The following is a 19,370-nucleotide window of genomic DNA, read 5'->3' as shown; positions in this document are numbered from 1 at the left end:
AAACATCATGCAAGTCGGTTCTATCGTCCGCTCCGTGCATATCGCCGTGCCTCAGGGCGCACGCGGTATCGTCATGCGCATCCTTGGCGACATGGCCATGGTGGCGTGGTACGCCGGTGAACCCGGCACGTCGATCCAGCTGAATACAGAACCTTTCTTCCTCGAAGATCTGATCGATACAGGCGAGCAGGTACGCCCGGCCAGCGCGCAGATGCACTGAACGCGGTTCGCGCGCGGCGCATCGCGCGCGTGTGCAGGATGGCTGAGGGCCGCATGAGGCGCAGGCGGGAGCCGGCGCCTCGCGTGCCCGTCGCGATCGCCACGTGCGCCACGTACGTCGCTCACATCACGTTTGACGCTCGTCATCGAGTGCGGCGCGGCGCACAATGCGGGCATGAACGACGACACTTCTGATCTGCCGCACGGTGCTTCCAGCGCCGTTCCTTTCGCCCGGCTGACGCCGGAATGCGTGCTCGACGCCATCGACAGCGTCTTGAGCACCGCCGGCCAGCGCACCGATGGCCGCATGCTCGCACTCAACAGCTACGAAAACCGCGTCTTCCAGGTGGGCGTCGAAGACGGGCCACCGGTCGTCGCGAAGTTCTATCGTCCCGAGCGCTGGACCGACGAAGCCATTCTGGAAGAGCACGCTTTCGTCGCCGACCTCTACGCGCGCGAAATCCCGGCGGTGCCGGCGCGTGTGTTCGAAGGCCGCTCGCTTCACACGTTCGATGGTTTTCGTCTCGCGATTTTCGAGCGTCGGGGCGGGCGCGCGCCCGATCTCGATCACAGCGACACGCGCGAATGGCTCGGGCGTTTTATCGGCCGCATTCACGCCGTGGGTCAACTACAGCCATACTCGGCGCGCCCGACGCTCGATATCCAGACCTTCGGCTACGAGCCGCGCGACTTTCTACTATCACAGCGTTTTGTCCCCGATGACGTTCGGACCGCCTGGGAAACGGTGGTGAATCTGTCGCTGGAGGGCGTGGAGCGCGCGTTCGAGCGTGCCGGCGAGATCCGCCCGCTGCGCGTTCACGGCGACTGTCACCCGAGCAACGTGCTATGGACCGACGCCGGCCCGCATTTCGTCGACTTCGACGACAGCCGCATGGCTCCCGCTATCCAGGATTTGTGGCTGCTGCTACCGGGCGAGCGCGCGGAAGCGTCGCGCGCGCTGACGGATCTGCTCGCCGGCTATGAAGACTTCTGCGAATTCGAGCCACGCGAGCTGTATCTGGTCGAGGCGTTGCGCACGCTGCGGCTGATCCACTACTCGGCGTGGCTCGCGCGACGCTGGGACGATCCGGCGTTTCCCGCCGCGTTTCCGTGGTTCAACACGCAACGCTATTGGGAAGACCGCATTCTCGAACTGCGCGAGCAGATCGGCGCGATGCAGGAAGGGCCGCTCTGGCCTGTTTGATCTTTGTGCTTGTGGCGGCCCGCGTTCGCGGCTTTCCTCGAACGCCGGCGCTCACGGCAAGGTCGTCGCGACGCGCGTGCCATCCAGTGTCGACTTCACGATCACCTGCGCCCGCACATCCCGTCCGACGGTTTCTATCGCCGGACGCATCTGCGCGAATTCATCCGGCGAGCAGACGTCGCTCGCGAAATGCGTGCTGCCATCGCGCGTGACTTCGATGACGTTGCTTGCCGGATCGAACGTGTACTGTGAGCGGAAATCGAGGAAACGGTCCTGCGCCTGCGCCGGCTCGGGCATGTCGAGCACGCGGAAATTCGCCGGCAGCGTGATCTGCGTGCGCTCATGCAGCTCGACATTGCGGCACACAAACGGCTGTGTGCGTTGACGTTCGCCGAGCCAGTAGCGCGTATCCGATTCGAAGCCGCCCGCGAGGCTGGTGAGCGTTGGAATCGACGCCGCCGCGCCCGGGACGACAAGACTCTCCAGCGTGCCGCGCATGGTGAGCACGAGCGGGCCGTCGGTGGCGGCGAGGTTGCTGGTCGCGAGCGTCGCCGCGCCACGCAGGTTCGCGTTACGCAATTCGCCCTGCAGCGATTCCTCGCGCTGTGCGGGTGTCTGCATCCGCAGCATCGTGCGACCCTGCTCGGCGGCCCAGCCGGTCGCTTCGAGTGTGTAGACGAAGGTGGCCGAGCCGTCGGGCGTCACCACGATCGACAGATCCGAACGCCGTGACATGGCCGCCGTCGCCTGCGTGCCCGCGAGCACGCCTTCGTCGACGGGCAGCGCCGGGCGGTTCATGTCGGTCGACGGCAGGAAGCCGAACTCGACGTTCGTCGCGGTCGAATCGGCATAGAGCCGTAGATCGGGCAGCCACGAAATCACATGGTTGATGACGCCGTAGCCCGGCACCGTGGGCAGCGAATAGATCGTGCCGCTGCTGATCAGCGCCGGCTCGCTGCGGATGCCGACCGCGTCGAGCAGCGCGCCGTACAGCGCCACGTGGTCCTTGCAGTCGCCGTAGCGGTACGCGAGGATCTCGCTCGCCCGATGCGGGATGACGGCGCCGCGTCCCACGTTGATCGCGACGTAGCGCACGTTCTTGCGCACCCAGTCGTAGAGCGTTTTCGCTTTTGCGCGCGGCGTGGAGTCGTTCGCGGTGAGCGAGTGGGCGAGCGCGACGACGGCAGGATCCGCCGCGCTCGCATCGACCGACGACGCGCGATACGTCGCCGCAAACGACGCGTAGTCCGGGAACGTCGACACCATCAGCCGGTCGCCATACGACACGTAGGCCACCGAGCCGTATTCGAGCCGCCCGAAATGCGCCTTGTCGTAGCGGAATTCGTAGCGCGTGCGGCCATCTTTCGTCACCGGCGCGATCGCCGTGAAGCCGCGCGCGTCGGCATACAGCGGTTTGCCGGCGGGCAGATCGTAGATGAGCCTGAAGTTGTGCGTCGGCGCGAGGTCGGGCGGTGTGAAGTCGCTGAAATGGCCCGGCACGATCGGCACTTTCTGCGTTTTCCGGTACGTCAGATGCACGCGCGCGCCGGTTTCGACCGCAGGAAAGACGATCACCTTTTCCTGGATGTCCTGAAACATCGGCGCGTCGAACGAGCGGGCTTCCTGCACGTCGCGGATCTGCTCCGGCCTGACATCGTGACGTACGCCATCCACGCCGGCCGTATACGCCTCGATGATCTCGACGTCCGCCATGTTGCGGTTGAACCAGATGTACTGCTGCGCGACCCGCGCGACGCCCGCCTCGTTGTTCACGAGCAGCGTCATCGAATCGAGCTTGGTGAACGAGCCGTCCTCGTTGACCGTGAAGGTCTGCGTTTCGCCTTCATTGGTGTAGGGCTCGACCGGCTGGGCCGAAGCGCTGGTGTTCGCGGCGCAGGCGAGCGTCGACCAGACGAGTAACAGGATGCAGGCAGGCGGAAGGAAGCGCATGGTGTGTTCAGGCATCCAGACGAACTGCGATGATCGTTATATTGCGGGTTCACGTACTTAAAGGTCTGCCGAAGCCAAAGTCAAGCGGCCACCCCACATAGTGCGGACGGTCGTTCCAGCCAGCGCGTGAGGCGCACGTCGCGCGATCTGTCATACGCCGTAACGGTCCGCTGCGGCACACCCAATTGAGAAATTTTCCTGTCTGTGTAATGATATCCATTCTCATTTGAAAGGTATCGCCAGCCACTGTCACATGTCTCCTCTGTGATGGCCAGCCAGCCGCGCCTCTTGCCGGATGCGGTTGCTGTGTCCAGTCTCACCCATCCGATGCAATCCACCTGATTTCACGCCAGCGGCGCGCCCTGCAAAGGCATCGCCGCGCGCTGGCCGTGTGCCTTTGCCCCTGCGCCTGGAGCCCGAAGTGAACGCGCCTGAATCGATCGAAGTACAACCCGTTGCGCCCGCCAGTACGACGCGCTACCGGCAGCACGCTACCGAACCGGACCATCATCTGATGGACGATGCCGAGCGGGCCGCGCGCAAACAGCGTTCGCGGCGCGCGACGTTCATCAAGTGGCTGCGCAAGGTACACGGCTGGGTTGGCCTGTGGGGCGCGGCGATCGGTCTGCTGTTTGGCGTGACCGGTTTTCTGCTGAATCACCGCGCGGGGCCGTTGAAGGTGTCGTCCGGCGAGCCGCAGGTCGAGCAGTTGCAGATCGCGTTGCCGGAGGGCAGCAGGTTCAGGTCGCCGATGGACATGGCGCACTGGCTCAAGGGCGAACTGAAGATCGAAGGCAATCCGGGCAGGGCGCGTCGCGAGCCGTCGCACCCGGTGGCGTGGGGCGACCATAGCGTCGTGCAGCCGGAGTTCTGGCAGGTCGGCTTCGCCGGCACGAAAGAGAACCTGCAGGCGGAGTACTGGGTTGGCAACGACTACGTCTCAGTCAAGCGCACGCAGAACTCGTTTCTCGGTGAGCTGAACAACCTGCACCGCGGTGTCGGGTTGAGCATCGGCTGGGTGCTCTTCATCGACACGTTCGCAGGCGGGATTCTGCTGCTGTCGCTAACCGGCGTGCTGCTGTGGACTGAGTTGAACAGGCGTCGCACGGTGGGTGTTGTGCTCGTGCTGGGGTCGATTGCTGCTGCGGTCATGACCGGGCTGATCTAGCGCGCGGACCTGACGATCAGAGCGCCGCCGCGCGTTGTCCGCTTCCGCGCCGCGGCCTGCATCTGAAATTGAAGGCGCGATGTCATGCGACGGACGTTGCTTTCGTCACACGCTGCAGGTTGCGTCTCCGCTGGCCGCTACTTCGCGCGCGGCCTTCGCGCCTTCCACCTGGAGCAAGGTCGGCAGCGAGACACCGTTCTTCGCCGCCGTCACCTCCGCGAGAATCGACACGGCAATCTCCGGCGGCGTGCGGCTGCCGATGTAGATGCCGACCGGCCCATGCAGACGCGCGAGTTCCGTTTCGTTGAGATCGAACTCCTTCAGCCGTTCGCGCCGCGCCGCGTTGTTGCGCCGCGAGCCCAGCGCACCGACGTAGAACGCAGGCGTTTTCAGCGCTTCCATCAGCGCGAGGTCGTCGAGCTTCGGATCGTGCGTGAGCGCGATGACGGCACAGCGCTCGTCGAGCTTCATGTCGAGTACCGTATCGTCTGGCATCGTGCGGACGATCTTTGTGCCCGGAATATCCCACTCGTCGGTGTACTCTTCGCGCGGATCGCAGACGGTGACCTGATAGTCGAGTCCGACCGCGATGTTGCAGAGATAGCGCGATAGCTGCCCCGCGCCGATCACGAGCATCCGGTAGCGCGGACCGTGGATCGTCAGGAGACGCTTTTCGTCGAAATCGACGCCATCGGTTGCCTGCGCCGGGGTGAGGCTCACAGCGCCTGTCGACATGTCGACCGTGCGGGCGACCAGTTCGCCGCGCTCCACCGAGTCGCACAGCCCGGCGATGCCGCTTTGCATCGTCAACGGTTCGAGCACGAGCTGGATGGTGCCGCCGCACGGCAGGCCGAAGCGGTGCGCTTCCTCAGCGGTGATGCCGTATTTGACGGCTTCGGGCCTGGTCTGCTCGATGCCGTGCTGACGCACACGATCGATCAGGTCGTCTTCGATACAGCCGCCCGACACCGAGCCGACGACGAGGCCATCGTCGCGCACGGCGAGCATCGCGCCTTCCGGGCGCGGCGAAGATCCCCACGTTTTCACCACCGTCACCAGCAGAACGCGATGCCTCTGCTCCAGCCAGCGGGCGCTGGATTTCAGGACTTCGAGATCCACGCTGTCCATGATTTCTTCCTCTTTGGTGCGTCTTTACCGGGCGCCGCCTCTGTCGCCTGTGGCGATTCCGGCTCTTCACCCGATTCTATCGGTTCCGCCGCGGCCACGTTGTCCTCGCCGTCAGCGCCTTCGCCCGTCACCTGCGCGCTGAAGCGCTTGAAAAACTCACCGGCGATCTTGCGCGCCGCGCCATCGACGAGCCGCGAGCCGATCTGCGCAAGCTTGCCGCCGACCTGCGCGCTCGCCGTGTACGACAGCTTTGTCGATTCGTCGCCGTCGGGTTCGAGCGTGACGTGCGCGTTGCCTTTGCCGAAGCCGGCCGCGCCGCCCTGGCCTTCGAAGACAATTGTGTACGTGTGGGGCGCGTCGATATCGGTGAGCAGCATGCGGCCCTTGAAGCGCGCCTTCACGGGCCCGACCGATGCGCTCATCGCTACGGCATAGGCATTCTCGCCATCCGGCTCGATGCTGTCGCAGCCTGGAATCGATGCGCGCAGGATCGCGGTGTCGTTCAGCGCTTCCCATGCGCGTTGCTGCCGGACCGGCAGCGTATAACTTTCGGTCAGTTCCATGCGGATGCTCCTCCTGTTATCGTGGCTGCACGCGTGGCGCGGGGCGCGCGCGTGAGCTGCGCGAGATCGCGGCCAAAAGCGGCCAGGCTGTCCAGATTATGAACCGGGCGGTGTGCGTCGACATGCGGCAGCATCGCCTGCACGCCGCGGGCTTTCGGCGCGAAGTCGCTGTAACGCAGCAGCGGATTGAGCCAGACAAGGCGATGCGCGAAGCGATGCAGGCGCGCCATTTCGGTGTCGAGCACATCGATCGCATCGTGATCGAGGCCGTCGGTCACGAGCAGTACGGTGGCTCTGCCGGTCAGCACGCGTCGGGCCCAGCGGCGGTTGAATTCGGCGAGTGCAGCGCCGATACGCGTGCCGCCGGACCAGTCGACAACCTGTTCCGCGATTGCCGCAATCGCTACGTCCGGGTCGCGCTCGCGTAGCGCGCGGGTGGCATTGGTGAGGCGCGTGCCGAAGAGGAACACCTGCAGGCGTTCGCGCGATTGGAGGAGCGCATGGCAGAAGTACAGCACGGCGCGCGAATAGCTGCTCATCGAACCGGAGATGTCGAGCAGCAGCACGAGCGGCGGCTTGCGCTCCACGACCGCGCGGTATTTCCACACGGTCCAGTCGCCGCCCGCACGTACCGCGTGGCGCGCGCTCGCGCGCAGGTCCGCGTGCGTGCCGCGTGACGAAGCCTTGAGCCGTCGCGTGGGCTCCATCGCGAGCGGCAGGCGCTGGCCGCGAATCAGGTGACGCAGCGTGCGCCATTCGTCGGCGGTGAGCGTGTCGAAGTCGCGGTGGCGCAGGCGCTCTTCGGCGCTGAAGGTCACATGCGCGTGCAGTTCGTGCTGCGCGGTTTCCTGCGGGCTATGACCGGGTTTCGATGGCGGTGGCCGGATGGCGAGCGCGTCCGCGAGGCGGTTGTTGCGGCGCGGCGGTGGCAGGCCGCCCTTCACTTTCGGAAGCAGGAGCGTGCGCAGCTTGCCTTCCCAGTCGGGGTCGCGCCAGAAAAGGTCGAAGGCGGCATTGAACAGATCGCGCTCATCGGGCGCGGAGACGAGCAGCGCGGCGAGCGCAGCGCGTACATCATCGCGGCGACCAGGGTCGATCCAGTGCAGCGCCGCCAGAGCGTCGACGGCCTGCGCGGGCGACATCGGCAGCCCCGCGCCGCGCAGTACCCGCACGAAATGCACGACGTTGTGCGCCAGTGTGTGGGTTCCTTCCGGCGATGCGTTGAGCGAAGCAGCGGCCAGGCCGCGCGCAGGCCCGCCATGAGTGGGTGTGACGGGGGAAGGTGTTCGCGGCACCGTCGTCACTCCGGCACGGCGAGACATTGCGCGATCTGCTCCGCGTCGATTCGCGCGAGATCGTCCTGATACTTGAGCAGCACGCCGAGCGTGTTCTGCACCGACTGCGGATCGAGTTCGGTCACGCAGAGCGCAGAAAGCGCGCGGCACCAGTCGATCGTTTCGGCGATGCCCGGCGCCTTGAACAGGTCCATGCCGCGCAGCCGGTGCACGAAATCGACGGCGCGCCGCTGCAGTTCCGCCGAGGTTTCCGGCGCACGCGCCGCAACAATCGCCAGTTCGCGGTCGCGATCGGGATAACCGATCCACTGGTACAGGCAACGACGCTTCAACGCATCGTGCACTTCGCGCGTGCGGTTCGACGTCATCACGACGAGCGGCGGTTGCTCCGCGCGCACGGTGCCGTATTCGGGAATCGATACCTGGAAATCGGACAGCAGTTCAAGCAGGAATGCTTCGAACGGCTCATCGGCGCGGTCGATTTCGTCGATCAGCAGCACGCGCCGCGCGCCCGGGTGATGTTCGTCGGGCATCAGCGCCTGCAAAAGCGGGCGCTTCAGCAGGAATTCGCTGCGATAGAGCGTGTCGTTGCCTGGCCGTTCGCCGGATGCTTCGGCGAGCCGCAGCGCCATGATCTGGCGCGGGTAGTCCCATTCGTACAGCGCGCTTGCCGTGTCGAGGCCTTCGTAGCATTGCAGACGCAGCATCGTTGTGCCAAGCAGGCCGGCGGCGGCCTTGGCGAGTTCGGTTTTGCCGACGCCCGGCTCGCCTTCGACAAACAAGGGCCGCTCCATGCGCAGCGCGAGATAGAGCGCGGTCGCGAGTTCGCGGCTCGCGAAGTAGCCCTGAGCGGTGAGCTGTTCCAGGGTGGCGTCGATTGAATCGGGCTGCGTGATTGTCATGGGGTTATGGGGTCATGGGCAATCTCAAGGCACGGCGGTGAGGCGGTACGGCGCGGGCGTCGGACGGCACGACGCAGGTCGCCGATGCGTCCTGTTGCCCGGCGCCGGCCCGACATCCTGAGCCGGCGCCGCCGGTCACGCCTCGCGCTCGTGCGACTTCAACCCCCGCCAGCGCTGGTAGCGCCAACTGCCCGCGCCGTCAGCACCGGAATCAGATGCGCGCGATAGTCGGCGCTCGCGTGCATGTCGGTGTTGAGGTTGCTGGCGTCGATCGTCACGGCGCGTGCGGCCGCCGGCGTGAAATTCGCGGCGAGCGCCTGTTCGAGCGCCGTCGCGCGGAACACGGAAGATGCCGCGCCCGTCACCGCCACACGCACGCCGTCCGCGGTTCTGGCGACGAACACGCCGACCAGCGCAAAGTGCGACGCCGGGTTGTTGAACTTCTCGTACGCGCTGCGCTCGGGCACCGGGAATTCGACGGCGGTGATCAGCTCATCGGGTTCGAGCGCGGTCTCGTACATGCCGACGAAGAAATCGTCGGCGGTGATGCGCCGCCGGTCCGTGACGACGGTTGCGTCAAGGCCGAGCACCGCGGCCGGATAGCATGCGGCCGGATCGTTATTGGCGAGCGATCCGCCGATCGTGCCGAGCGCGCGCACCTGCCGGTCGCCGATGTTCGCGGCGAGCCCGGCGAGGCCGGGCAACACGCGTTGAATATCGGCGTTGCCAGCCACGTCCGCGTGACAGACGGCGGCGCCGATCGTCACGGTTTTCGCGTCGACCTTGATCTCCTTCAGCGCGGCGATGCGCGTGACGTCGATCAGCTTCGATGGCTGCGCGAGTCGCAGACGCATCGTCGGCAGCAGGCTTTGTCCGCCTGCGAGGTATTTCGCTTCGCTGTCCGCGTTCAGGGCCGCGACGGCGGCTTTCGCGTCGGATGCGCGTTGATAGTCGAATGCATACATGTCGGCTTCTCCGCTTACGTCGTCGGGTTTTGTGCAGCGTGGATCGCGGACCACACGCGATGCGGTGTCGCAGGCATTTGCAGGTCGGTCACGCCGAGCGGTGCGAGCGCGTCGATGATCGCGTTGATCACCGCCGGCGGCGAGCCGATCGCGCCCGCCTCACCGCAGCCCTTTACGCCGAGCGGATTGTGCGTGCACGGCGTGCCCTTCGCGGTTTCGACAGTGAAGCTCGGCAGGTCGGATGCACGCGGCATTGCGTAATCCATGTATGAGCCGGAAAGCAGCTGGCCGCTCTCGTTGTCGTACACGCAGCGTTCCAGCATCGCCTGACCGACGCCCTGGCCGATGCCGCCGTGCACCTGACCTTCGACGATCATCGGATTGATCACGTTGCCGAAATCGTCCACTGCGGTGAACTTCTGGATGCGGGATTCGCCTGTATCTGGATCGACTTCGACTTCGCAGATGTACGCGCCGGATGGATAGGTGAAGTTGGTCGGATCGTAGAACGCGCTTTCGTCGAGGCCCGGTTCGAGCTTGTCGAGCGGATAGTTGTGCGGCACGTACGCGGCGAGCGAGATATCGGCGAATGCCTTCGTGCGGTCGGTGCCCGCGACGCGGAAGACGCCGTCCTTGAACTCGATGTCTTCGGCGGCCGCTTCGAGCAGATGTGCGGCGATCTTTTTGGCTTTCGACTCGATCTTGTCCAGCGCCTTCATGATCGCCGCGCCGCCCACCGAGATCGACCGCGAGCCATATGTGCCCATGCCGAACGGAATGCGTCCGGTGTCGCCGTGCACGACTTCGACGCTTTCGAGCGCGATCCCGAGGCGGTCAGCGACAACCTGCGCGAAGGTTGTTTCATGCCCCTGCCCGTGGCTGTGCGAGCCGGTGAACACGGTGACCGAGCCGGTCGGATGCACGCGGATCTGGCCGACTTCGAACAGCCCGGCCCGCGCGCCCAATGCGCCTGCGATGTTCGACGGCGCGAGACCGCACGCCTCGATGTAGCACGAGTAGCCGAGGCCGCGCCGCTTGCCGTTCTTTTCCGATTCCTGTTTGCGCGCCGCGAAGCCTTTGACGTCCGCGAGTTCGATCGCGCGGGCGAGGATGGTTTCGTAATCGCCGGTGTCGTAGGTGAGACCGACCGGCGTTGCATAAGGAAACTCATGGATGAAATTGCGTCGGCGGATTTCGGCCGGATCGAGCTTCATTTCGCGCGCGGCCGTCTCGACCAGGCGTTCAACCACATACGTCGCTTCCGGGCGGCCGGCGCCGCGATAGGCGTCGACCGGCACCGTGTTCGTGAAGACCGCCTTCACTTCGGCATAGATGGCGGGCGTCGCGTACTGGCCGGCGAGGAGCGTCGCGTAGAGGATCGTCGGTATGGCGGTGGAAAACGTCGACAGGTACGCGCCCATGTTGGCGATCGTGTGGATGCGCATCGCGAGGAATTTGCCGTCCGCGTCCATCGCAAGTTCAGCTTTCGTCACATGGTCGCGGCCGTGGGCGTCGGAGATGAAGGCTTCCGAGCGTTCCGCTGTCCACTTGACCGGGCGACGGATCTTCTTCGACGCCCACGTCAGCGCGACATCTTCCGCGTACAGGTAAATCTTCGAACCGAAGCCGCCGCCGACATCCGGCGCGATGATGCGCAGTTTCGACTCGGGTAGCGCAAGCACGAACGCGGCCATCAGCAGGCGCTCGACGTGCGGATTCTGGTTCGACACGTAGACCGTGTAGCTGTCGTCCTGCGGCGACCAGCTCGCGTTGACTGCGCGCGGTTCGATCGCGTTCGGGATCAGGCGCTGGTTGACGATGTCGAGCGTGGTCACGTGCGCGGCCCTGGCGAAGGCGGCATCGGTGGCGGCCTTGTCGCCGTGGCCCCACGTGTAGCAGGTGTTGTCGGGTATTTCGTCGTGGACGGCGGGCTGCCCTGGATCGGCGGCATGCCCGGTATCGACGATGGCGGGCAGCACGTCGTAGTCGATGTCGATCAGTTCGGCGGCGTCTTTCGCGGCCTTGATCGAATCGGCGATCACGAGCGCGACCTGGTCGCCGACGTGACGCGCCTTCGTATGCGCGATGACGGGATGCGGCGGCTCGTTCATCGGTTTGCCGTCGATGCTGTGGATCAGCCAGCCGCACGGCAGGCCGCCGACGCTATCGGCCGCCATGTCGGCGCCGGTAAAGATCGCGACGACGCCCGGCGACGCTTTGGCGGTTGCGGTGTCGATGCTTTTGATGCGTGCGTGCGCGTACGGCGAGCGCAGGAAGATCGCGTACGTCTGCTGCGGCAGGACGATGTCATCGGTGTACTGACCGTTGCCGGTCAGGAAGCGATAGTCTTCCTTGCGCTTGACCGATGCGCCGATGAGGCGATGGTTGTCGGGTGCGTTCATCGTCGGCTCCTCAGGCGGTGGCTTTGGCGGATGCGGTTGCACCGGCGCCTGCTGCTGCGTTGCTGCTGGCGGATTTCATGCCGGCGGCGCCTTCGAGGACGGCCTTGACGATGTTGTGATAGCCCGTACAGCGGCACAGGTTGCCGTCGAGCTGCTGACGTACATCGGCTTCACTGGCGTCGGGGTAGCTCTGGACGAGGGCGGTGGCGCTCATGACCATGCCGGGCGTACAGAAGCCGCACTGGAGGCCGTGGCAATTGCGGAAGGCTTCCTGCATCGGATGAAGATCGCCGTGGGCGGCGAGGCCTTCGATGGTGGTGATCGTTGCCCCCTCGGCCTGAACGGCGAGCATGTTGCACGATTTGATTGCGCGTCCGTTGAGGTGGACTGTGCACGCGCCGCACTGGGCGGTATCGCAGCCGATGTGCGTGCCGGTGAGGCGAAGCTGGTCGCGCAGGAACTGGACAAGCAGGATGTGGGGTTCGACTTCGGCGGTCACGGGCAGGCCGTTTACCGTCAGGCTGATGCTGATTGCCATCGACTGTCTCCTTGGGGGATAGAGACCGGTACGAAGCTCACATTTCCACTACCTGTTCCGACTGCCTGCTGTGAGGTTCGTGCGGTTTGGGCTGGTTTTTTATGCTTGCAGCGAAAAGTAGAGCACAAATTGGGGGTGGGGGGTATCAGGGTTTTTTGGCCGTTTCCTTGCCTTTGGTTTTGCTTTTTTGTGTTTGCTTGTTTTGGTTTTGGTCTGTTCAGGTTTTTTTGGCCTTTCCTTGTGTTCATGTCGGTCTATTGGCGTTGCCCCTGTGCGGGGCGGCACCTACTTTTCTTTGTCCCCCAAGGGGACTTCCTTCGGGGCGTCCTTGCCAAAGAAAAGTAGGCAAAAGAAAGGCGCCGAAAACTCGTCCGTTCCGGGGTGTGTCGCCACCGGGGAATGGCACCCCATGAAGTGTCACCCCCGCACAGAAACGATATAGGTCCGCGCACGAGAACGTCTCCCGCACAGTACCGCCCGTGACAAGGCACTCATCCACCCCACTCCGCACTGCGTGCGTCGCGGCTGGGTTCGCCGGAAGGCGGCATGGTTGCGTTAGCTCACTGCGCCGCACGCGCGCAGCGCGGCGCAGCGATGACGGCGCAAGTCGTCGGCGGCGGAGTCGGTCAGGACCGCACGTACGCAAGCGGCTACGTGGGAGCTATGCCGTCGGTGACGTGACGTGACGTGATGTAACGTGACGTGACGTGAAGGTTATGCCGCTCGGCGACGCAACGCGGAGCCGGGTGGATGAGTCCTTTGTCACGAAGTGTGCTGTGCGAGGGACGGTCTCGTGCGCGGACCCATGCCGTGTGAAGAACGGGGGCGACACTTCATGGGGTGCCAATCCCGGCGTGTCACACAACCCGGAAGCGCAGGCTTTTCGGCGCCTTTCTTTTGCCTACTTTTCTTTGGCAAGGACAAAGAAAAGTAGGTGCCGCCCCGCACAGGGGCGACGCTAATAGACCGACGTGAATACAAGGAAAGGCCAACAAACGAACGCAAGGAAAGGCCAACAAACGAATAGAAGGAAAGGCCAACAAAAACCAAAAACAAACGACAAGCACCCCCCACCCGTCGGGAGACAAAAAAACCCTTCACCTCAACTTCGACCGCTTCCTTGAATACCCAAAATAAACAACCATCCCGATAACGAGCCAGACAACAAAAGCAATCCAGGTAATCGCCTGAAGGTTAATCATAAGAAAAAGACAGGAAGCAACAGCAAGCACAGGCACAACCGGCACGCCAGGGCATCGAAAAGCCCGCGGCAACTCAGGATGCGTCTTGCGCAAAACCAGCACAGCCACCGAAACCATCGAAAACGCCGCCAGCGTGCCGATATTGATCAGCTCGGCGAGCACATTCAACGGCACCAGCGCGCCGATCAAACCAAAGAAAATCCCGACGATCCACGTCGTCAGAAACGGCGTCGCGAACTTCGGATGCACCCGCGACAGCGCCGCCGGCAACAACCCGTCCCGCGACATCGCGAAGATCACCCGCGTCTGCCCGTAGCCCATCACCAGAATCACGGTCAGCATGCCCAGCACCGCGCCCAGATCGATGAAGCCCGCCACCCACTTTTGCCCGGCCACCTGCAACGCATACGAAACCGGATGCGAAACGTTGGCGAACTGCGCCGACGGCACAATGCCCGTCACGACCGCCGCGACAGCCACGTACAGCACCGCGCACACGCCAAGCGACGCGATGATCCCGATCGGCAGATCGCGCTTCGGATCCTTCACCTCTTCCGCCGCCGACGACACCGAATCGAAGCCGATAAACGCAAAGAACATCACCGCCGCAGCGCCAAACACCCCATTCCAGCCGTTCGGCATAAACGGATGCCAGTTCGCCGGCGTCACGTGGAATACACCCACCGCGATCACCAGCAGCACCACGATCACCTTGATCGCGACCATGACGTTGTTGATGCGCGTCGACTCACGCACGCCGATCGACAGCAGCGTGGTGATCGCCATCATCACGAGGAACGCAGGCAGGTTGAAAAGCGTCGCCACGCCAGGCACGGCGCCCGGCGCTGCCGTCAGCGCGACCGGCAGCGAGATGCCGAATCCGGCCAGCAACGACTGCAGATAACCCGACCAGCCAACCGAGACGGCCGACGTCGCGAGCCCGTATTCAAGCATCAGATCCCAGCCGATGATCCATGCAGCCAGTTCGCCGAGCGTCGCGTACGAATACGTATAGATGGAGCCGGCGACCGGAATCGTCGACGCGAACTCGGCATACGCGAGCGCCGCGAAGCCGCAGGCGACTGCGGCGACCAGGAAGGAAATCATCAGCGCAGGCCCGGCCTGGACCGCGCCCGTGCCGGTCAGCACGAAAATCCCCGTGCCGATGATGGCACCGACGCCAAGGAAGGTCAGATCCAGCGCACCGAGCGCCTTCTTCAGCCCGGCGTTTTGCGCACCGGCCAGCATGTGTTCGACGTTTTTCTTGCGGAAGAGGGACATTGGCGAGGGTCTCCAGGAAAGCACGCGTCTTGCGCGCCGATGTCGGGAAAACCCGGAATTCTAGCGGACGCGCTGTCAGATGCCTCGCGGCGGTGCAATCCGGGAAGCCAGTTGCGAGAAGGGAAACCGGTGAGATTGCCCGGATCTGGGGCATGCATTTTCGCGACAGGCAGCCGCCGGACGAGTTTCCGCTCGCTATTCGGAGGTGATCGGCAGGAAGTCATCTGAATGCGCGTGACCGGCTACGCGGGACGTGGACATTGCGCGGCGCCGGCTGGTCAACCCTGCGGCCAGTCGCACGGCCGCGGGCGGTTGGTCAGTCAAACCGTCGGCCACACGTTGGCCGGTGAGCCGGTGAGCCGGTCAGCCGGTCAGCCAGTCATCGCCGGATTGAGGTCGACGAGGCGGTTGCTCATCACGTAGAACGTGAGCTCGGCGTTGTTGTTCAGCTTCATTTTTTCGAGCAGCCGCGTGCGGTACACGCTGACCGTTTTCACCGACAGCGACAGCGCGTTGGCAATGTCCGTCAGCCGCTTGCCTGAGGCGAGCATGCACAGCGTCTGGTATTCGCGGTCGGAGAGCTTTTCGTGCGGCATCTGCTCGCCGTCGAACGAGACGTAGTCGGCGAGCGCCTCGGCCATCGCCGGGCTCACGTATTTGCGGCCGGCGGCGACCTGCTGGATCGCGGCGATCATCTGCGCGGCATCGACGGCCTTCGACAGATAGCCCGAGGCGCCCGCTTTCAGCGCCCGCACGGCGTACTGGTCCTCGCGATACATCGAAAACATCATCACCGGCACGCGTGGCACCTTGCGCTTGATGCGCTTCAACACCTCGACGCCGTTCATGTCCGACAGCGAAATGTCGAGCAGGATGATATCGAACGCGTGCTTCGACACGACCGCGAGCGCTTCGCCGCCGGTTTCAGCCTCGGCCACTTCGCTCGCAATGCCGCGGTCGAGCAGCAACTGGCGCACGCCCTGACGAACCACGGCGTGGTCGTCAACGAGAAGGATGCGCAGGCTTTTCATCGGTCGCTCAGCAGGAAAGCGCCCGGCGCGCGCTGGCCGATCCGGGCGCTTCGAGCATCGCTTCCAGCGCGAAACGGGCGCGTATGGTCGTGCCGCGAGCCTGCTTCGGGTGAGCGTGCGTTTCGTCTTCGCGCGGGCCCGGGCGCTCGCCCCTGCCGACGGTGACACGAAGTTTGCCGTCAAACGCGTGGCAGCGCGCGCGCATGCCGGCGAGGCCGAAGCCGCCACCCTGTTCATCGTGGCGCGGCGTCATGGCGCGGCGTGACACACCGATGCCGTCATCGGTAACAGTGAGCGTGAGATGCCGGCGCGAGGTTTCCAGCCGGACGTCCGCGCCCGAAGCCCGCGCGTGCTTCGCCACGTTGTTGAGCGCTTCCTGCGCGACCCGGAAGACGGCGAGCGTGGCGGCAGGAGGGAGTTGCGTCAGGCGCACGTCGGCTGCGCACACGAAACTGGTGCGCAGGCCGGTGCGGGCGGCGAACTCGCTCACCCACTGCGACAGCGCACCGACGATACCCGTGTCCTGCTGTGGCCCGTGCAGGTCGGCGACCGTGCGGAATGTGGCTTCGCACACCGCGTCGAGCGAGCGCTTCACAACGGCGAGCGCGGCCGCGCATTGCGGCGGCGCGTCGGCGGGCAACCAGGTATCGACGTTCGCAAGGGCAAAGCGCGTGGCGGTCAGTTCGGCGCCGACGCCATCGTGTAGTTCGCGGGCAAGCTGGCCGCGCGCGCGCTCCTGCGCGGAGACCAGTTCAGCCGCCAGCTCCCGGACGCGCGCACGCAACTGCGTGAGTTCGCGCTCGATCGCAGGGGATGCGGCATTTGACGGGAAACTGGCGGAAGGGGTGTGAGCTGCAGCGGCGAAAGCGTCGGAAGACAGGTCGAAAATGGTCGCGCTGCAGGCTTCCCGGGCCGCGGGAGCCAGCGTATTCGCGCTCATCGGAATCACAATCGACGTATCCATGACTCTCCCATTCAGGAAGCAGCTTCGGTGACAGACGCGTATCGCGCCGGGCGGCCGCTAATAAACGCTGGATCGCCCGTTAAACGCGCGCAACGATGCAATACCAACGACAGAAAACTACCACGTCTTTATGTAACGAAATTTACATTCAGTAACATCGACCCGGTCCTTTCTACTGCGGTCATCGGCGACCGGTGCTGCGCCGCAATAATATCTCAAAATAGGGATGGATGTAGGCCGAATAAGGCTTCAGCATTGCCTGCGATGCAAGGATCGACAAGCCGCGTACACCCATTTGTAGGAATAATACTGACAAGCGAGGTAAGTATTACGTGTGAATTTGTAACGGGAAACGAGGGAAAACGCGCATATGGCGAATGGTGAAAACCGATGTCTGGAAAGGGCAGACGCGGCGGTCCTGACGCCCTTTAAATGAGCTCAAAACGCCTTCGTCTGAAGCGAGCGCGCCACAAAACCGCGCGCGCAAACAAAAACCGGAGCACAGGGCTCCGGTTTTTGTTTGCTGCAGGCGAAGGTGTGTGGCCGAAAGGCCACACACGGCAGGCTAAGCAGGCTTAGCCCACAAACGCCTTTTCGATCACATAGTGCCCAGGCTTGTTGTTGCTACCTTCCTGGAAGCCCATGCTGTCCAGCAGTTCGCGCGTGTCGCGCAGCATATGCGGGCTGCCGCAAAGCATCACGCGGTCGTTTTCGAGCGAGAAATGCGGAAGATCGACGTCGTCGAACAGCTTCTTCGTTTCGATCAGTTCGGTGATGCGGCCGCGGTTGTGGAACGCTTCGCGCGTGACCGTCGGGTAATACACCAGCTTCTCCTGGATCAGCTCACCCAGATGCTCGTGCGCCGGCAGGTGGTCCGTGATGTATTCCTTGTACGCGAGTTCATCGACAAAACGGCAGGTGTGCGTCAGGACGACCTTCTCGTAACGGTCATACACATCCGGATCCTTGATGATCGACATGAACGGTGCGAGGCCCGTGCCGGTGGAAAGCAGCCACAGCGTCTTGCCCGGCAGCAGGTTGTCGGCCATCAGCGTGCCCGTCGGCTTCTTGCCGATCAGAACCTGGTCGCCCACCTTCAGATGCTGCAGACGCGACGTCAGCGGGCCGTCCTGCACCTTGATGCTGAGGAATTCAAGGTTATCTTCGTAGTTCGCGCTCGCCATGCTGTACGCACGGATCAGCGGCTTGCCGTCGACTTCGAGGCCCACCATCGTGAACTGGCCATTTTCGAAACGGAACGACGCATCGCGCGTGCAGGTGAAGCTGAAAAGCGTATCGGTCCAGTGGTGGACGCTCAGGACGGTTTGTGGATTCAGGTTGCTCATGGCTTCTGGAATAGTGCGAAAACAGGGGCTGCCAGACGAACACGCCGGCCGGCACGGCAAGGACGATGCAGCACGAACCCGCTTTGGGGAACGATGCGCAATCCGCTATTTTACCGCGCCTGCTCCCGGAGGGTGGCGGCGCAGCCTGTACGCGGGATCAGGCGGGTATCGAACGCGTCGCCGGCACCGGAAACGGCAGGGTAGAACGAAAATACAACGAAGGTGTAGCCAGGGTGGTGCGGGCGATGTGCAAACCGCGCACTGGCGGTCGCCATCCGGCGTCCGGAGCGAGCGCGGGTGAGCACTCGTTCGGACAACGACGCGGGTGATGATACCGAATCCGGCGATGCGTCGCAGCATAAACCCTGCTGCCGGAAGGCCAACGCGGCCGGGAAACGACGCTTTTTCGCGGTTTCAGCGAGGTTTTCCGGCCCGCGACAAACCTGAAACCGGCGCTTTCCGCATCAGATCCGGCGTCGCAACAGAATCAGCTCTCGGCGGCCAGCTTCGCGCCCAGGCCGACGAGCGCTGCACCACAGAATCCGTCGATCGGCCGACGCAGCCGGCGATAACCACGCTGCGTGCGCTCCGTCGCGAACATCAGTGCGACGCTGCCATACCAGCCCGCCGACAATGTCGCGATCATCGCCAGCACCACGCCGTAGAACCACAACGGCGCATGCTGCGGGAACATCGTCGCGAAGACGCTGGTCCAGAACGCGCACGATTTCGGGTTCGTGAGGCAGGTGACGAGGCCCGAGCGCCATGCGCGAAAGTGCGCAGCGGCATCGGCGGCGGGCGGCGTGGTATCGACAACAACGGCCGCTTCGCCGCGCTTCATGGCCGCGCGCAGCAGCTTGAAGCCGAAGTAAATCAGATACAGCGCACCGGCGATGCGAATGCCGTTGTACAGCCAGTCGATTTTTTGTAGAACCGTGGCGAGACCGAGCATCGCGAGCGCCGCCCAGATCGTCGACGCCGTGCCGACGCCCAGCGCCGATGCCGCGCCCAGCCGGCGTCGGCCAGCCAGCGACAGCTGCGTGATCATGAAGAAGTTCGGACCAGGGCTGATCGCCGCGATCAGGTACACGACGGCGATCTGAAGCAGGATCGGAAGATAGTGGACGTGCATGTCGGTTCGCAAAACGTGCGCCGGATGACAGGCGGTCCGGCACGCGGGAAGAGGAAGCGCGATTCTACTGCGATCTGCTC

Annotated in this window: 17 protein-coding genes; 4 read left to right on the top strand and 13 right to left on the bottom strand. The window is 64.1% G+C overall.

Annotation, left to right across the window (positions count from 1 at the left end; translation table 11 throughout):
• Positions 1-7: 7 nt before the first annotated feature.
• Both P3T21_RS06300 and P3T21_RS06295 read left to right on the top strand, forming a co-directional pair.
• Positions 8-220: a hypothetical protein gene (locus P3T21_RS06300; protein WP_090534767.1), complete on the top strand. Its 213-nt coding sequence runs from the start codon at positions 8-10 to the stop codon at positions 218-220.
• A gap of 174 nt (positions 221-394) precedes the next feature.
• A complete protein-coding gene (locus P3T21_RS06295; protein WP_429255055.1) occupies positions 395-1,423 on the top strand; it encodes a serine/threonine protein kinase in 1,029 nt (342 codons plus the stop codon).
• Positions 1,424-1,474: 51 nt separating this feature from the next.
• Here P3T21_RS06295 and P3T21_RS06290 read toward each other — a convergent pair whose 3' ends face one another.
• On the bottom strand, positions 1,475-3,388 hold the full coding sequence (locus P3T21_RS06290; protein ID WP_429255054.1) for a DUF3857 domain-containing transglutaminase family protein: 1,914 nt from the start codon (positions 3,386-3,388) through the stop codon (positions 1,475-1,477).
• 406 nt (positions 3,389-3,794) lie between these two features.
• Here P3T21_RS06290 and P3T21_RS06285 point away from each other — a divergent pair, with 406 nt between their 5' ends.
• On the top strand, positions 3,795-4,541 hold the full coding sequence (locus tag P3T21_RS06285) for a PepSY-associated TM helix domain-containing protein (protein WP_429255053.1): 747 nt from the start codon (positions 3,795-3,797) through the stop codon (positions 4,539-4,541).
• Between the two features lie 105 nt (positions 4,542-4,646).
• Here the strand turns inward: P3T21_RS06285 and P3T21_RS06280 are convergent, their stop codons facing one another.
• The 7 genes from P3T21_RS06280 to P3T21_RS06250 all read right to left on the bottom strand — a co-directional run bounded on the left by P3T21_RS06280 (position 4,647) and on the right by P3T21_RS06250 (position 12,334).
• Positions 4,647-5,669 (bottom strand): XdhC family protein, encoded by a 1,023-nt coding sequence (locus P3T21_RS06280; protein WP_429255052.1) that lies wholly within the window; start codon positions 5,667-5,669, stop codon positions 4,647-4,649.
• Positions 5,642-6,232 (bottom strand): CoxG family protein, encoded by a 591-nt coding sequence (locus tag P3T21_RS06275; protein ID WP_429255051.1) that lies wholly within the window; start codon positions 6,230-6,232, stop codon positions 5,642-5,644. Before P3T21_RS06275 ends, P3T21_RS06280 begins: the two co-directional genes overlap by 28 nt.
• Complete coding sequence (locus tag P3T21_RS06270; protein ID WP_429255050.1) at positions 6,223-7,554, bottom strand: vWA domain-containing protein; 1,332 nt, start codon at positions 7,552-7,554, stop codon at positions 6,223-6,225. The genes P3T21_RS06275 and P3T21_RS06270 overlap by 10 nt, the downstream gene beginning before the upstream one ends.
• Positions 7,533-8,429, bottom strand: a complete 897-nt coding sequence (locus P3T21_RS06265) for an AAA family ATPase (protein WP_429255049.1) — start codon at positions 8,427-8,429, stop codon at positions 7,533-7,535. Before P3T21_RS06265 ends, P3T21_RS06270 begins: the two co-directional genes overlap by 22 nt.
• A gap of 158 nt (positions 8,430-8,587) precedes the next feature.
• Positions 8,588-9,394 (bottom strand): FAD binding domain-containing protein, encoded by an 807-nt coding sequence (locus P3T21_RS06260; RefSeq protein WP_429255048.1) that lies wholly within the window; start codon positions 9,392-9,394, stop codon positions 8,588-8,590.
• Between the two features lie 14 nt (positions 9,395-9,408).
• Positions 9,409-11,796, bottom strand: a complete 2,388-nt coding sequence (locus tag P3T21_RS06255) for a xanthine dehydrogenase family protein molybdopterin-binding subunit (protein WP_429255047.1) — start codon at positions 11,794-11,796, stop codon at positions 9,409-9,411.
• 10 nt (positions 11,797-11,806) lie between these two features.
• A complete protein-coding gene (locus P3T21_RS06250) occupies positions 11,807-12,334 on the bottom strand; it encodes a (2Fe-2S)-binding protein (RefSeq protein WP_429255046.1) in 528 nt (175 codons plus the stop codon).
• Between the two features lie 546 nt (positions 12,335-12,880).
• Between P3T21_RS06250 and P3T21_RS06245 the strand changes: the two genes are divergently transcribed.
• Positions 12,881-13,015 (top strand): hypothetical protein, encoded by a 135-nt coding sequence (locus P3T21_RS06245; protein WP_429255045.1) that lies wholly within the window; start codon positions 12,881-12,883, stop codon positions 13,013-13,015.
• Between the two features lie 416 nt (positions 13,016-13,431).
• On the opposite strand, the gene P3T21_RS06240 is transcribed toward P3T21_RS06245, so the two are convergent.
• From P3T21_RS06240 to P3T21_RS06220, 5 genes are all read right to left on the bottom strand, one after another.
• Positions 13,432-14,817 (bottom strand): amino acid permease, encoded by a 1,386-nt coding sequence (locus P3T21_RS06240; RefSeq protein ID WP_429255044.1) that lies wholly within the window; start codon positions 14,815-14,817, stop codon positions 13,432-13,434.
• Positions 14,818-15,188: 371 nt separating this feature from the next.
• Positions 15,189-15,848 carry a response regulator transcription factor RqpR gene (gene rqpR / locus P3T21_RS06235; RefSeq protein WP_429255043.1) on the bottom strand — a complete coding sequence of 220 codons (660 nt, stop codon included), beginning with the start codon at positions 15,846-15,848 and terminating at the stop codon, positions 15,189-15,191.
• Between the two features lie 7 nt (positions 15,849-15,855).
• Positions 15,856-16,812: a sensor histidine kinase gene (locus tag P3T21_RS06230; protein ID WP_429255042.1), complete on the bottom strand. Its 957-nt coding sequence runs from the start codon at positions 16,810-16,812 to the stop codon at positions 15,856-15,858.
• A 575-nt stretch (positions 16,813-17,387) separates the two neighbouring features.
• Entirely contained in the window at positions 17,388-18,158 is a 771-nt protein-coding gene (locus tag P3T21_RS06225; protein ID WP_429255041.1) for a ferredoxin--NADP reductase, read from the bottom strand.
• Between the two features lie 487 nt (positions 18,159-18,645).
• Positions 18,646-19,290 carry a LysE family translocator gene (locus P3T21_RS06220; protein WP_429255040.1) on the bottom strand — a complete coding sequence of 215 codons (645 nt, stop codon included), beginning with the start codon at positions 19,288-19,290 and terminating at the stop codon, positions 18,646-18,648.
• Positions 19,291-19,370: the final 80 nt, after the last annotated feature.

The sequence above is a fragment of the Paraburkholderia sp. GAS334 genome (assembly GCF_050436625.1).
In the GTDB taxonomy this organism is placed as follows: Bacteria; Pseudomonadota; Gammaproteobacteria; order Burkholderiales; family Burkholderiaceae; genus Paraburkholderia.
This window is presented reverse-complemented; position numbering and strand designations above follow the sequence as displayed.

Bases quoted from the DNA above. Each gene is read 5' to 3' on its own strand.
- P3T21_RS06300 (WP_090534767.1), top strand. From the start codon at position 8: ATGCAAGTCGGTTCTATCGTCCGCTCCGTGCATATCGCCGTGCCTCAG.
- P3T21_RS06295 (WP_429255055.1), top strand. From the start codon at position 395: ATGAACGACGACACTTCTGATCTGCCGCACGGTGCTTCCAGCGCCGTT.
- P3T21_RS06290 (WP_429255054.1), bottom strand. From the start codon at position 3,388: ATGCCTGAACACACCATGCGCTTCCTTCCGCCTGCCTGCATCCTGTTA.
- P3T21_RS06280 (WP_429255052.1), bottom strand. From the start codon at position 5,669: ATGGACAGCGTGGATCTCGAAGTCCTGAAATCCAGCGCCCGCTGGCTG.
- P3T21_RS06275 (WP_429255051.1), bottom strand. From the start codon at position 6,232: ATGGAACTGACCGAAAGTTATACGCTGCCGGTCCGGCAGCAACGCGCA.
- P3T21_RS06270 (WP_429255050.1), bottom strand. From the start codon at position 7,554: ATGTCTCGCCGTGCCGGAGTGACGACGGTGCCGCGAACACCTTCCCCC.
- P3T21_RS06265 (WP_429255049.1), bottom strand. From the start codon at position 8,429: ATGACAATCACGCAGCCCGATTCAATCGACGCCACCCTGGAACAGCTC.
- P3T21_RS06260 (WP_429255048.1), bottom strand. From the start codon at position 9,394: ATGTATGCATTCGACTATCAACGCGCATCCGACGCGAAAGCCGCCGTC.
- P3T21_RS06255 (WP_429255047.1), bottom strand. From the start codon at position 11,796: ATGAACGCACCCGACAACCATCGCCTCATCGGCGCATCGGTCAAGCGC.
- P3T21_RS06250 (WP_429255046.1), bottom strand. From the start codon at position 12,334: ATGGCAATCAGCATCAGCCTGACGGTAAACGGCCTGCCCGTGACCGCC.
- P3T21_RS06245 (WP_429255045.1), top strand. From the start codon at position 12,881: ATGGTTGCGTTAGCTCACTGCGCCGCACGCGCGCAGCGCGGCGCAGCG.
- P3T21_RS06240 (WP_429255044.1), bottom strand. From the start codon at position 14,817: ATGTCCCTCTTCCGCAAGAAAAACGTCGAACACATGCTGGCCGGTGCG.
- rqpR (WP_429255043.1), bottom strand. From the start codon at position 15,848: ATGAAAAGCCTGCGCATCCTTCTCGTTGACGACCACGCCGTGGTTCGT.
- P3T21_RS06230 (WP_429255042.1), bottom strand. From the start codon at position 16,812: ATGGATACGTCGATTGTGATTCCGATGAGCGCGAATACGCTGGCTCCC.
- P3T21_RS06225 (WP_429255041.1), bottom strand. From the start codon at position 18,158: ATGAGCAACCTGAATCCACAAACCGTCCTGAGCGTCCACCACTGGACC.
- P3T21_RS06220 (WP_429255040.1), bottom strand. From the start codon at position 19,290: ATGCACGTCCACTATCTTCCGATCCTGCTTCAGATCGCCGTCGTGTAC.